Raw genomic sequence first — 13500 nt, 5'->3', positions numbered from 1 at the left:
CTAAATTTTTAGCTCGCTTGTGTATGGCGTCGGAGCAATCAGGGAGTAAACAATCATTCTTTGTTGAGAATAGATAGTTATTTCTCTGAGCGCACCGCGCATTGAAGTCCTCAAAATGTTGCTAGGCAATAGTTTGAGGATTTCTTATGGCAAAAATTATTAATCAGGAGTTCGCTCGCGTGCGATCGATTCCTAGCTGACCCAAAAAACTATAAAATATAACAGGCAGAGAGAGCCTCCTTCCCCAGCAACGGGTTGCCGCCGTGAAACCAAACACTCACCGAGTTTTGCGCTTGCAAAGTGTACCGAACAATGACAGAATCATCAAGAAAGATGACTAAATCACTGGTATGCTGAAAAAAATATTTAGGCAAATTTCTAAGTTTGGCAATGATGAACACTTTCTGCATTTCACAGAAAGTGTAGAAGTAGCAATATCGAAAATTTTATCACTGGCGATGATTTGGGTAATTCTCCTCAGCGTTTGCGATTTGCTGATTTTTTTAGCAAAAGAATTGGTAAACCACAGTGATAATTTGTTAAAAGACACCTTGTTTGTCATATTTGGGTTGTTTTTAAATGTTTTAATTGCTCTGGAAATATTGGAAAATATTACAGCTTATCTGAAAAAGCACGTAATTCAAGTAGAGCTAGTTATTGTAACTTCTTTGATAGCAGTATCTCGAAAAATCATCATTCTTGACCTAGAAAAGAAAACAGCAGCCGACTTGATTGGCTTGGCGACGGCAATTTTCGCCCTTTCAATCAGTTACTTGATAGTGCGGTACACAAATAGAGAAAATGATTAATATTGGGAATTGAGAAGGGGGAATTTTAAATAACTAATATAGCAATCCTCGCATCCTTTGTGAATTTCTTACTCCCTCCCCGAACCCGCGGGGAGGTTTGGGGTGGGGTAAAAAATTTACGACTTATTTAGAATTGCTCTATCATATCCGGTCGCTTGACCAGAAATGATATTATTCCAATAAACCAGGAGGAGGCACAATTTCAATTCTGCCTTGTTCTAAGTCAACAACTGGCACAATCTCTTCCACAAAAGGAATCAATATTTTTGTGGATTTAGGCTCTTTAACGCGAATTTTCCGTGGTTTGCGGGTATTTCTGGGGTCAGCGTTGGCTTTGGGAGTTTCAGGCTGTTTTGGCTTTTCTAATTCTGCGGCGACAGTTTCCGGCGGCGTTAGATTCGTTTCTACTTCTAAAAGGTCGTTACCTGCGGGAATAATATCACTTACCTTGCCTAGGATTTCCCCGGTTAACTGGTTAAAAACTTCCATACCGATCAAATCTTGGACGTAAAACTCATCAGATTCGAGGTAAGGTCGATCGGTCTTTTCAACAAACAACTTACAGCCCCGCAGCGCCTCAGCACTATCGCGGTCTTCCACACCCTCTACCTCTACAGCATACAGCCCTTTACCCGGAATGTAGCGACCGCCCAAAAACTCGATCGGTTCCGGTTCACTTTTGTTAGGGCGCAAAATCCACCGCTTCCCCGGTTCGATAAATCTTTCCGGGAAATCCGAATCGGGATAGACTCGCACTTCCCCGTCCAAACCTTGAGCTGCTACAATTTTACCGATTTCTATCCACTCAGACATAGATTATATCACTCAAATTGCTAGTAATTGGTAATTGGTAATTGGTAATTGGTAATTGGTAATTGGTAACTAGGAATTCTTCCCTCGAACCTCTTCCCCACATCCGTTAAATCCGTTAAACAATCCGGTGCCGAACTTCCCTATTCCATCAACATCCATCCGTTAAATCCGTTAAATCCGTTAAACAATCCGTTGCCGAACTTCCTTCTTTACACCAATCCAGTTCTCAGCGCTACAACTGCTGCTTGCACGCGGTCATCCACTGCCAACTTATTCATAATACCGCGAACGTGAGTTTTAATAGTATTTGGACTCAAGTAAAGCGCCGCCGCAATTTCGGGATTGCTGTTACCTTCCACCATTAATCTTAACACCTCCAATTCCCGCTGCGACAACTGACCAAAAGTAGTTGTAGAGGCAGGTATCGGGGGTTTGAGGTGTTCGATGACAGTCCGGGCAATTTGAGGGTCAAGATATGTAGCTCCCTCTGCTGCGGCTGCAATCGCTGCTAACAGCCTGTCTACGGAAGCACCTTTAATGCAATAAGCATCAGCCCCACTAGAAAGGGCAGCAATAATTTCAGTTTCTGCCGTGTGAGAAGTTAACATTACTACTCGAACTTCTGGCAGTTGTGCTTTAATTTGCTGCGTCGCTGCTATGCCGTCCAGCCGCGGCAAACCGATATCCATCACAATAATATCAGGTTTGAGTTTCAGTGCGGCTGCTACGCCTAAATAGCCGTCTTCTGCTTGTCCTACTATTTCTATTTCTGGGGAATCGGCTAAAACTTGCTCTAATCCCAGTTGCATCATCGGGTCATCTTCAACAATTAAAATTCTCATAATACGAAGGAAGTTCGGCAACGGATTTTGTAACGGATTTAACGGATGGAAGAAGTAAGACTACTGACTACTGACTACTGACTACTGACTACTGACTAACTTTTAAAACTTCTACAAATTCGCCGGGCCCAACCCAGGTTTCCGTTGGTGGCAAAACTGCTAAACCAGTGGTATTGGCGAGGTTAATTAAATTGGCTGAATTTTGGCTGCCGCTAGCAGGTTCAAATTCCCAGACTCCGGCAACTAAATGTAGTTTACCCCAAATGTAAGTTTCGCGCCGACCAGGCGATCGCAATTCAGCATTACACCTAGCTTTGACAAACTCCGGCCCCCAAGCATCCGGGGCAAGCCCAGACATCTTTCTCAAAGCAGGCACAACAAAACGCCAACAGCAGACTAAAGCCGAAACCGGATTTCCCGGCAAACCAAAATAGAGACAATCCGAACTCAAACTCGGCGAGTCCTGATTTTTTTCACCTCGTTTAAACCCAGCAACCGTCAAAGGTTTCCCCGGCTTAATCGCCACAGAACTAACGTGAACTTTTCCTCCCAAATCCCCCAATATTTTCTCAATATAATCGTAGTCTCCTACCGAGACTCCCCCCGTAGAAAGCACCAAATCCGCCGTCGCAACAGCCCGGGATATCGCCTTGTTTAACGCCTCTTCATTATCAGGAACAATGCCCAATCGAATCGGTTCAAATCCCATTTGCGCCAACAAAACTGTCAAAGCATACTGATTCGAGTCTACCAGTTTCCCCGGTGCCAAAGGTTGGTCTGGCGATACCAATTCGTCACCAGTAGAAAAAATTGCCACCCGCAGCCGCCGATAAACGGGAACTTGAACGCACTGGGCAGTTGCTAACACCGCCATTTCAGGGGCATTGATAACTGTACCGGGAGTTAGCAAAGTTGTTCCTGCTTGATAAAAAGCGCCTTTGTGCCTGACAAATGCTTGCGGTTTTTCAGGAGAAACTAAGATAAAAATACGATCGCCCTCTCGCCTTGTTTCTTCCTGCATTACCACCGTATCAGCACCCGCAGGCATCACCCCACCCGTAAAAATTCGCGCCGCTTGCCCCGATTGGACGGTATTTTGAGGCTGATATCCGGCTGGAATCTCCTCAACTACTTCGAGTACCACTGGTTTTTCGGCGCTACAGTTTTCCACATCAGCAAAGCGCACCGCGTACCCATCCATTGCCGAATTGTCCCAATAAGGAAAATCGAGAGAACCAGTGACGGGTGCAGCCAAAATGCGCCCCGATGCTGCCAGCAAGTCTACAGTTTCTACATCCCGCTGACTGTCGAGGGGTTGCGCCAAATTTAGAACTATCGATTCTGCTTCTTTCACTGACAGCATGACTGTCTCCTTGTTTTGATAACACTCCTGATTAAGTTTAGCAAAATATCCAGAGATATTGGTGATATAATTTTTTTGTATTTGAGCAGTAAACCTAATTTTTGGTATTAATTGCTTATGACTATTTCTCGCTTTGTTGTCCGACTAAATTGTTTATCCTTCTTCCTAGTGGCGCTGCTGATATTTTTTACTCAACTTTTCGGGTTAAAAGTCAGCGATTTATTCTTTCAGCCTTATTTTTCTCCCAATCCCAATGTCGCTTTATTAACTCGGACTTTCCAAGTTTTATGTTCTGTGCCAGTCGTTATTTGTACTTTTACCTATGGATTAGCTAAAACTATTCAACCGTGCCATGAAAAAAATCGATTTATTTTATTTTCTGCTCTTTTAACAGGTGGGTTTCTGCTGAATCAAACTTACCGAATTCATATATATATGATCGCATTAGGAATTCCCAAGCTAGGAGTAAGTCTTTTGTACGCCCTTGTTTTGTCATCCTACGGATGGTTTTTTCGGCGAGAACTACAGTTAACTCCCTACCAAATACTGTTAGCGGGTTTGGGCTTGTTGTTTTTTGCGATCGGCATAGATTCCCTGCATTTAAAAAACAAGATATTTTCCAGTTTACTAGAGGGAGTACCTAAATTGTTTAGCGAAATAAACATTGCATTTTATTATTGGTATGTCTGTAAGTGTTCTCTCCAAAAAGCTTTTTATAAAACCATGGAAAGCTAGTTATAAGTAGGTGATATCATGATCGCAAGCGGCTCAATAAATATTCTAATATCTTCTGTGTACCTCAATAATATTTACAGCATCTGCATCATTCTACCTTGCTCGGCATTCATATACCTTATCTGGCTTAAAAATTCCCCCACATCCTGATAAAATATCATGATAGCAGTTACCATCAACTTCAACTCCATAGTTAAACTAACCGACGACCAATTTTATCAATTGTGTCGCGAAAACCCCGATGTCAAATTTGAACGCAATGCCGAAGGAGAAATAATCGTTATGTCACCCACAGGAGGAGAAACCGGAAATTATAACTCAGAAATTAATGCTGACTTTGTGATTTGGAACAGACAAACTCAACTGGGAATTTGTTTCGATTCTTCAACTTGCTTCAAACTGCCCAGCGGTGCAAACCGTTCTCCCGATGTCTCTTGGATTGAAAAATCAAGATGGGATGCACTCACTCCCGAACAAAAACAAAAATTTCCTCCCATTGCCCCGGATTTTGTCTTAGAGTTAATGTCGCTAACCGACAGTTTAAAAGATACTCAAGACAAAATGCAAGAATATATGAACAACCAAGTAAAACTAGGCTGGTTAATCAACCGCAAAACGCGCCGAGTCGAAATCTATCGTCAAGGACAAGAAAAAGAAATTTTGGAACGTCCGACAGAACTTTCAGGAGAAAATGTTTTGCCCGGTTTTGTGCTAAACTTGAAAACACTGTGGCAATAACTAGACATCTTGCATCAGCGTTTATTTGCGTTCATCTGCGGTTAAAAAAAATCTAATGGAAACCAATACAGAAACTACTGCAACCACTGGCTTAACAGCCCAACAACACAAACAGAAAATGCAGCGCCGCCAAGAAGTGCAATCACAGCGAATCGCTAACTCCTCGAAAGAAAAAGGTTTAATTATTGTTAATACGGGTAACGGTAAAGGCAAAACCACGGCAGCTTTGGGAATGGTTGTGCGATCGCTCGGTCACGGATACCGCGTCGCTATAGTACAATTTATCAAGGGAGCTTGGGAACCCGCAGAAAAAGCCGTTTTTCAACTCTGGGAAAAACAGCTAGAATTCCACGCAATGGGGGAAGGCTTTACCTGGGACACGCAAGACCGCGATCGAGATATCGAAACAGCTAAAAAAGCCTGGGAAAAATCCCTAACTTTTATCTGCAATCCCGAATTTAAATTAGTTCTTCTAGATGAAGTCAATATAGCATTAAAACTAGGTTATTTGCAAGTCGAGCAAGTGCTTTCCGGGTTAGACCAAAAACCAGAAGAAACCCACATTATTTTAACAGGCAGAGGCGCCCCGCCAGCGCTAATTGAACGGGCAGACTTGGTGACAGAAATGACATTAGTTAAGCATCCATTCCGAGAACAAGGGATTAAAGCTCAAGCAGGTATTGAGTATTAATGTTGTTCGTAGTCAAGACTTTTTCGCCCCTCTCAAATTTTAAAAATAGCTATGCTGGCAAAATCAGGGTAAAAGTTGACCCCTTGCCAAATTCGCTACTCACAGTAATTTCTCCCCCCAGCATCTGAGAGTATTTCTGCGCTATTGCCAAACCCAAACCCGTACCTCCGTACTTACGGGTAGTCGAAGCATCAGCTTGCGTAAAAGGTTGAAATAACTTTTGTAGCTGTTCAGGAGTCATCCCAATCCCCGTATCACTGCAATTAAAAATTAACTGTTCAGAATCCCAACTATTCTCGTCATTTTTAATTCTTTCAACGCTGAGTGTAACTGTTCCTTTATGAGTAAACTTAGCTGCATTACTGAGCAAATTAAACAAAATTTGAGTCAATTTAATTTGGTCGGAATAAAATTCGCCAATATTATGAGGACACTCCACATTCAGGCGATTAGTGTTTCGCAAAAATAGCGGTTCAACAGTTATGGCTACATCTTGAACAGCCTCGCACACGTCAAAAGTTTCTAATTCAAGTTCCGCGTGACCGGCTTCAATCTTCGACAAGTCCAGAATATCATTAATTAAGGAAAGTAAAAGCTGGCCTGAATTGTGAATTCTCTTCAAATCCAACACAAAATCTTCTTCGCCCAAATCTAAAGCCTCTTCTTGCAGAATCTCGCTGTAACCGATAATCGCATTCAGAGGAGTTCGCAGTTCGTGGCTCATGTTAGCCAAAAACTGACTTTTAGCCAAACTAGCTGCTTCTGCAGCTTCCTTGGCTTTGTACATTTCTGCCTCGGCTTGCAAGCGGTAGGTCACGTCGTGAGCCAGCACTAATTCAGCATTTCTGCTATCAAATACCAGAGTATAAGAGGTAATTTCTACATCAATAATTGTTCCGTCTTTTTTGAGGTGCTGCCCCACACCTGCAAACTCAATACCGACATCTACTGGGGAGATATTTTCTAGCAATCTCGGCAGCTCTTGGGGAGGACGAATGTCCGCAACGGTCATGTTGAGAAATTCGTCGCGCGTGTAGCCGTAGTGTTGGACAGCAGCCTGATTGACTGCTATAAATTCCAGAGTTTCTAAATCGTAAACCCACATCGGATGGGGGTTATTTTTAAACAAAAGTCTGTAGCGTTCTTCTGAGGCTCGCAGTTCGGCTTCGGCTTGCTTGCGCTCGGTAATGTCGCGGACAACAGTGCAAATAATCTCGCGGCCGCCGTAGGAAATCACGCTCCCGCTCACTTCTACATCCACGCAGGAACCGTCTCGGCGGCGGTAGAGAACTTCGCCAATTCTGAATTGTTTGTCCGTCAGCAGCAACTCGATATTGTTGTCAATTAGGTCTTTAGAGTAAGCGATGATATCGTAAATAGTCAGTTGCGAAATCGCATCAAGACTGTAATCGAGCAAGTCTGTAAACGCTGTATTGGCTTCCAAAAGACGTTTGGTTTGAGCGTCCCACAGGAAAATGCAATCTGTAGCTTGCTCCACGACAGCTCGGTAGCGGGCTTTTTCCTCAAGTTGTTCGCTTTCGGCGATCGCGATCGCACTCAACATTCCGTTGATAGTATGGGCAAGGTCGGACAACTCGTCTTCGCCCGTCACCGGTAGTCGCACCGACAGGTCTTGGCTGCTGCTGACGCGGTTCACCGCTTTTGCCAAACCGCTCAGCCGAGACAGCACCAGATACTCTAGCAGCAGCAAAGTGCAGCCGACAAACCCAATTCCCGCCAGGATTACAGACACCAGCAGGTAGAGCAAACTAATTTGACCTTGCCGATATATTTCTCTGGGGATATCCACCCGCAGCAGCAGCGCAGGTCGATCGTAAATATCGTTGATTAGAGCGTAACCCGCGATCGACTCTTCGCTTAAAGGACGCACCAAAATCGGTTTTTTTTCCGACAGTTTCTCCCGCAGTTGCTGAAAGTCAGCAGGCAAATGAGCCTCATTAACGCTGTGTACGATCAGTGGCAAGCGAGTAATTTTAGAAACCTTCGCAATACCAGCAGCATCCAAATTGCGCCCGAATATCAGCGTACCTCGGATCGGGCCGATGCTTTTAGTCGTGAGAATTGGCCGGGAAGTAATCAGTATCGGCCCTGACGGCAGCAGCATGATACCAGCGAGGCTGCTGTTGGCGTTGGGGTGCTGCAACAGCGGGTCACTGAGAGAAATGCGCCGTTTTAATGCTTCTGGAACAGGCGTTAGTTTCAGCTTTTCGCTGTCTAAACCCGTACCGTAAACTATTTTGCCAGAAGTATTGACAAATACGGCTATATTAACTCTTATATTAGCCAGCCCTTCTGGAATTAAATTGGAGTCAATGAATTCTGAGTTGCGGTTTTGGATAAAATCGTAGGTGTCGTCCCAGGCAGACCAGTCGGCAAAGCGCGAGTTGAAGTCATCTGCGGTTTGCTCGAACACGCTGAGCACTCCCTTGACAACCTGGGTGGCTTCTTGTTCCTCTGCTTTTGCAAGGCTGCCCAAGAGGATTCTTGATGAGGCGGCATACAGAATGCCAGTCAGTCCAGCGATGGTAATGCCAATGATCGATAGTGTTTTCCGACGCAGTTTCATCTTGCCGTGTGTATGATTTTCGTCCGAAATTCTCAACTCAGGAGCAATTTTACTGTTGTTTCCTGAACCCTGAATGCTGGGGCGGCGCCAGTCTTCTGCTACTTTCCCCACACCTGTTGTTTGTGAGATTCTTTGCAAATATCCAAGATGCGCCGATCGTTCTCGCTGATGGTAGAAATTGGGTAATATTGTTGCAGGTTTACGGAGTAGGGAGAGCGACTGCCGTCGTAACTGTCCACTACTATTAAATTTAACTGAGTTCGATCGCTTGTGCCGTAAAAACAGTAAAAAGCAGACCGAGGCAGGTAAAAAGCGCCGACTACCTTACTCTGCCGCATTTCAAATACAAAATATTCTTGTTTAATTTCCTCTGGGTTCCTCGACTGGCCGTAGAGGTAAATGCCATCTGCTAAACCTGCGCTAGCTGTATCGGGCGCAGGATTTGGGGGAGATTGCGAGCTTAAAACGCCGGATTTGATGTCCGAGTCCTGCGATCGGCGTGCGGGGAATGCGATGCTCAAGTTACCGGGCGAGAGAGCAAGCACGATCGCGATCGCTTGTAAACTTCCTGTCAATATCAAATAAGTCAAAACCACTCCAGACCCCAAAATTTAAAATACCTGGTTCCAAGCGCCTCTTGTACCAGTTTCACAAAGATTGTAGAGAAACCGGGTATTTGGCTTAATGTTGGCTATTAATTTGAAGGAACGATCGCCCGCCCGGTTCCTGAACTCAAATCTAAGATTAGTTTTGATAAATTTTGCGTCCGTCCTGATTGGGCAATCCACCCATCAAATAATACCATTTTAGATTTTAAATTTTATAGTCCTGGACGCATATACTACGATTTTCGGTCCGAAGACAACGTAGTGAAGCAATCTCAAACCCTTGATTTAAGCTCGATAGTGCGTAAGTCCTATTTTTAGATTAAAGAATGGAATAATTGGGAATGACCTATTGCCTAATTGTGTGAATCACCGGCTTACACTTACATTCTTGTTTCAAACGGGTATAAACGTAAAAAAAGTTGAGATTTTGGGAAATCTCAACTTTTTTAGTGACTAACTAGCCAAGTATTCTCGGACTTGAGATTGGCGGCGCCGCAGGTGGGCAAGGGCTTGATGTTCTAGCTGCCGCACCCGTTCCCGGCTGAGATTTAACCGTTCTCCGACTTTCGCCAGAGACATTTCTGTGCCGTCTTCCAAACCGAAGCGCAGAATTATTACATCTCGCTGCTGGGGGGTAAGTTCTGATATCAAAGTATTCAGGTCTTGTCGCAGCAATTCCGAGGTAATGTAGTTGTCGGGAGATGCAGTTTCGTCTTCTAAGAGTTCTTGCAGTTCAGTATCTTGGTTGTCGCCTACCCGCAAGTCCAAAGAAACTGGATGTCTTGCCATCAGCAGGTATTCTCGAATTTGCGAAGGTTGCAGTTCCAGGGCGGTGGCAATTTCCGCAGGGGAGGGAGAACGGCCCAACTGCTGGGTGAGTTCCCGCTGCACTTTTTTGATTTTGTTTAGTTTTTCGGTGATGTGAATTGGCAATCGAATCGTGCGGGCGTGTTGGGCGATCGCGCGGGTAATGGCTTGCCGAATCCACCAGTAGGCATAAGTAGAAAATTTGTATCCCCGCATCGGGTCAAATTTTTCTACTCCTCGTTCTAAACCGAGGGTGCCTTCTTGAATTAAATCCAAGAATTCCATATTGCGTTTCTGGTATTTTTTGGCGATCGCCACTACTAGCCGCAAATTCGCTTCAATCATCTTTTGCTTTGCCCGCCGCCCTATTTGTAAGATCCGGCTAAGTTCAGGTTCGGTCAACTCCATTTCGGCAGCCCACTCTTGATTCGTCAGATCCCGCTGCCATTCTTTAGCAAGTGCTTGTTTTGCTTCGATTAATTTCATCATTTGCTGCACCTGCTTCCCGAAAACAATTTCTTCTTCTCGGGTTAGCAGGGGTACGCGACCGATCTCGTGCAGATAGGTACGAACCGTATCCGTTGAGGAGTATGGCCGGCTGCCCATGCGATCGGCTTTCACTGTTTTGTTTTTGGGGGTTGTGGTGGACATGGGTGAGTATTGCACTCCTTGTAACAACAGATAAAAAGTTGGTGATACCCTGTCCCACTTTTGCAAGTGGGATAAAGACTGCGACAAAGGGGATGTTTCCCCTCCTGTTTATCGGTGACGATCGGTAGAAGCTTTTTGTTTGGGATTACTTTTGTGCTGGATTTTCCAGTAATCCCCGTCGATTTTCGGTAGCTTACTAGCTTTAACGGCTAGTTCAAGGCGAAGTGAAGCAAGAGTTTAGTTTTCTCAATATTATTCCCAATTTTGAGGATCGTAAAGGGTAAAAACCTCTGTCTTAAGGTCAAGATTCTACATTTTTCCTTAAGGTTTTGAATTCCCTGTTAGTTTTAACTGCCACTCAACTTCACAATACTCATGCAAACAGACTCATGCAATTCGAGGGCTTTGTTTTGCTCTCTGTTCTATCATCGCTTGAATTTTTCTCCCTGCCTAGATGCTGCGATGCGAGATAACCGAACTCGATCGCCGTATTAGATGCGAGTAACTGTTTAAAATATTTATTGACATTTTTATTAAAATATGCTATGCGAATTCGGATGCGAGTAAGTAAAGGTCTATAAAAGCTGGCTGTTGGGCATTTAAATTGTAAATTTCAATGCCGTATTCCCCACTAGCAAGAATCATCTCCCCCTCTCCCCCTCTCCCCCTCGAACATAACAGACAATTCCAGAGGGCGATCGAAGCTTAAAAGCTGGCTGTGAACGCGCCAGCCCTAATTTGTTTGCCTCAACGGAATTTCAACGTAAAACTCCGCCCCGGAACCCGGTACACAAATGCCGCGAATCAACCCCTGATGTTTCAAAACAACAATCTGGTAACTGATTGAGAGCCCCAACCCCGTACCCTGACCTACAGGTTTTGTGGTAAAAAACGGGTCAAACATTTGATCGCTAACAAGAGTGCCAAATCCCGGCCCGTTATCGGCAATTAGCACTCTGGCGCGATCGCCCGCCGGCAACAGTTCCGTGCGAATCCGAATCCTACCGCCTTCACTGGCACCCATTTCTATAGCATCTATGGCATTGCCGAGCAGATTGACAAACACCTGATTGAGCTGTCCTGCATAACATTCTATAAATGGCAGATCGCCATATTCTTTAATCACTTCAATTTCCGGCCTGCCATTATTTCCTGTGAGCCGGTGTTGCAGTATTAGCAGCGTACTATCTAGCCCTTCGTGGATATTGACAAACTTCATTTCCGCTTCATCTAGGCGAGAAAAATTACGCAGCGACAGCACGATCTTGCCAATCCGGTCAGCGCCTACCCGCATGGAAGAGCAAAGTTTAGGCAAGTCTTGATGTAAAAATTCAAATTCAATTTCATCTCTATAAGCTAGAATTTCCGGTGCCGGAGCGGGATTGTATTTTTGATAGAGTTCTATCAGTTTCAGCAACTGTTGAATGTTGTCGCGGGCGCAGTCGAGGTTGCCTACAATAAAATTGACGGGATTGTTGATTTCATGAGCTACACCCGCGACAAGTTCACCGAGGCTCGACATTTTGGCGCTTTGGATCAGTTGCGCTTGGGTTTGCTGCAATTCTTGCAGAGTTTTCTTGAGTTGTTGGTTTTGGGCTACAGCATTCGCCGCCTGTTCTGCTTCCTGTAGTGCCACGCGCAATTGAGCTCGCTGTTTGGTTAATTTCTCAGTGAGTTTTTTAGCATCCGCTAAGGCAGTTTTCTGTGCTTGCAACAAGAAAAGCAAGTCAACTACCCGATCGTGAAGGGCGAAATCGTTAATCGTCAGCCCCAGCGGGGCGAGATCCGCTAAGTCTGCGATCCAAGGGGAACCGAGGAAAAAGATTACTTCTTGATTTTCCGCCACCACCATCTGCCCTTTAAGCAGCATTTTGCTGTGCAGTGATTCGAGAAGGAAGATCGAGCGAGACTGCTCTCGAATGGCGTCAAATTCTAGAGGAACGTTCGGCCGTTCGATCCGAAAGTGTTCCTTGAGCGAACTTCCTAAAGATAATTCGGGGCAGATCCGAGCTAAAACATCTCCCAAATGCACAATTTCAGTCTCCCATCTCCGGAATGCTAAATGAAATGGAAAAGCTTTTGCAAATATCAGAGGAGAAGAACTGAATACAGGGGAAACCATAATAGTTTTAGCTAGATTTGCAGTGGATGGAGAACACGTCGCGATCTGCTCCCTGAGTGCGATCGCTTGTTTGCTCGATCTCTACCTCTGTTTGGAATCGGCACGCCAAACCTTTCAACAGCCCCTTCACCATTGGGGCAAACCCTTGCCTGTGAGAGTAATAGTGCAGTTCCATGCTATTTTCTGAGTTTTCAGTACACTGAAACGAAGGCGGTTGAAGCTGGGGAAAATTCAACCCTACGCGGGCGTGGAGGTTGTCCAGGTTTGCCAGAAACTCCCGCAGGTTATCTCCCGCCATATCGAGGATTTGGGCGTAGCCTTCAGAGGCGGTATAGATTACCCAGTATTCGCCGAAAGCCTGTAAAATATCATCGGCGCTGATTCCTAGCACTTCGCTTGCCGAATGTACCAGCCGGTGAGTGAGATCGTCTGGATAAGCATCCATTGTCATGAAAACGTCAATGTCTACATCTGCTTTCTCTTTGATGGTTTCCCAAGTCTCTTCCCCGAAGCGAGAACAAACCATTTCTTCGATCGCTTTGTTAACTAAACCGTACATTTATTACTCCTGCTTATCGAAGCGAGTGTTTTTTTTTGATACTTGCACTTCAACTGGCTTGAATTATATTGTATGCCACCTGCCGCACCGAGAATTGTCAAACTGCGAATTAGAACGGGAATTTCCAAATTGCGATCGGGCCACAAATTAACATTTTTTTGTATAAAAACTCACA

12 protein-coding genes are annotated in these 13500 nt (G+C 44.7%); 4 read left to right on the top strand and 8 right to left on the bottom strand.

What is annotated here, in order from left to right; genetic code table 11:
* Nucleotides 1-350 precede the first annotated feature (350 nt).
* Nucleotides 351-809, top strand: a complete 459-nt coding sequence (locus tag QUA44_RS11430; RefSeq protein ID WP_333250444.1) for a phosphate-starvation-inducible PsiE family protein — start codon at nucleotides 351-353, stop codon at nucleotides 807-809.
* Nucleotides 810-980: 171 nt separating this feature from the next.
* Here the strand turns inward: QUA44_RS11430 and rimM are convergent, their stop codons facing one another.
* From rimM to QUA44_RS11415, 3 genes are all read right to left on the bottom strand, one after another.
* Nucleotides 981-1622, bottom strand: a complete 642-nt coding sequence (gene rimM, locus QUA44_RS11425) for a ribosome maturation factor RimM (RefSeq protein ID WP_333250442.1) — start codon at nucleotides 1620-1622, stop codon at nucleotides 981-983.
* A 209-nt stretch (nucleotides 1623-1831) separates the two neighbouring features.
* Entirely contained in the window at nucleotides 1832-2464 is a 633-nt protein-coding gene (locus QUA44_RS11420; RefSeq protein ID WP_332995821.1) for a response regulator transcription factor, read from the bottom strand.
* An 88-nt stretch (nucleotides 2465-2552) separates the two neighbouring features.
* Nucleotides 2553-3827, bottom strand: a complete 1275-nt coding sequence (locus tag QUA44_RS11415; protein ID WP_333250440.1) for a molybdopterin-binding protein — start codon at nucleotides 3825-3827, stop codon at nucleotides 2553-2555.
* Between the two features lie 117 nt (nucleotides 3828-3944).
* Here QUA44_RS11415 and QUA44_RS11410 point away from each other — a divergent pair, with 117 nt between their 5' ends.
* From QUA44_RS11410 to cobO, 3 genes are all read left to right on the top strand, one after another.
* A complete protein-coding gene (locus QUA44_RS11410; RefSeq protein WP_333250438.1) occupies nucleotides 3945-4562 on the top strand; it encodes a hypothetical protein in 618 nt (205 codons plus the stop codon).
* Between the two features lie 159 nt (nucleotides 4563-4721).
* The gene (locus tag QUA44_RS11405; protein ID WP_333250436.1) at nucleotides 4722-5300 is read left to right on the top strand and encodes a Uma2 family endonuclease; all 579 of its coding nucleotides are present in this window, start codon (nucleotides 4722-4724) and stop codon (nucleotides 5298-5300) included.
* 55 nt (nucleotides 5301-5355) lie between these two features.
* The gene (cobO, locus tag QUA44_RS11400; protein ID WP_333250435.1) at nucleotides 5356-5991 is read left to right on the top strand and encodes a cob(I)yrinic acid a,c-diamide adenosyltransferase; all 636 of its coding nucleotides are present in this window, start codon (nucleotides 5356-5358) and stop codon (nucleotides 5989-5991) included.
* Nucleotides 5992-6040: 49 nt separating this feature from the next.
* Here the strand turns inward: cobO and QUA44_RS11395 are convergent, their stop codons facing one another.
* The 5 genes from QUA44_RS11395 to QUA44_RS11375 all read right to left on the bottom strand — a co-directional run bounded on the left by QUA44_RS11395 (nucleotide 6041) and on the right by QUA44_RS11375 (nucleotide 13325).
* Nucleotides 6041-8689, bottom strand: coding sequence for a CHASE4 domain-containing protein (locus QUA44_RS11395; RefSeq protein WP_333250433.1), 2649 nt, complete (start codon nucleotides 8687-8689; stop codon nucleotides 6041-6043).
* Entirely contained in the window at nucleotides 8677-9174 is a 498-nt protein-coding gene (locus tag QUA44_RS11390; protein WP_333250519.1) for a hypothetical protein, read from the bottom strand. Before QUA44_RS11390 ends, QUA44_RS11395 begins: the two co-directional genes overlap by 13 nt.
* 465 nt (nucleotides 9175-9639) lie before the next feature.
* Complete coding sequence (locus QUA44_RS11385; protein WP_333250432.1) at nucleotides 9640-10644, bottom strand: RNA polymerase sigma factor, RpoD/SigA family; 1005 nt, start codon at nucleotides 10642-10644, stop codon at nucleotides 9640-9642.
* A gap of 733 nt (nucleotides 10645-11377) precedes the next feature.
* Nucleotides 11378-12766 (bottom strand): ATP-binding protein, encoded by a 1389-nt coding sequence (locus tag QUA44_RS11380; RefSeq protein ID WP_333250430.1) that lies wholly within the window; start codon nucleotides 12764-12766, stop codon nucleotides 11378-11380.
* Between the two features lie 7 nt (nucleotides 12767-12773).
* Nucleotides 12774-13325, bottom strand: a complete 552-nt coding sequence (locus tag QUA44_RS11375) for a heme NO-binding domain-containing protein (protein WP_333250429.1) — start codon at nucleotides 13323-13325, stop codon at nucleotides 12774-12776.
* Nucleotides 13326-13500: the final 175 nt, after the last annotated feature.

Source organism: Microcoleus sp. N9_A2, from assembly GCF_036701775.1.
In the GTDB taxonomy this organism is placed as follows: domain Bacteria; phylum Cyanobacteriota; class Cyanobacteriia; order Cyanobacteriales; family Microcoleaceae; genus Microcoleus.
Note: the sequence above shows the minus strand (reverse complement) of the source record. Positions and strands in the feature narration are given on the sequence as shown.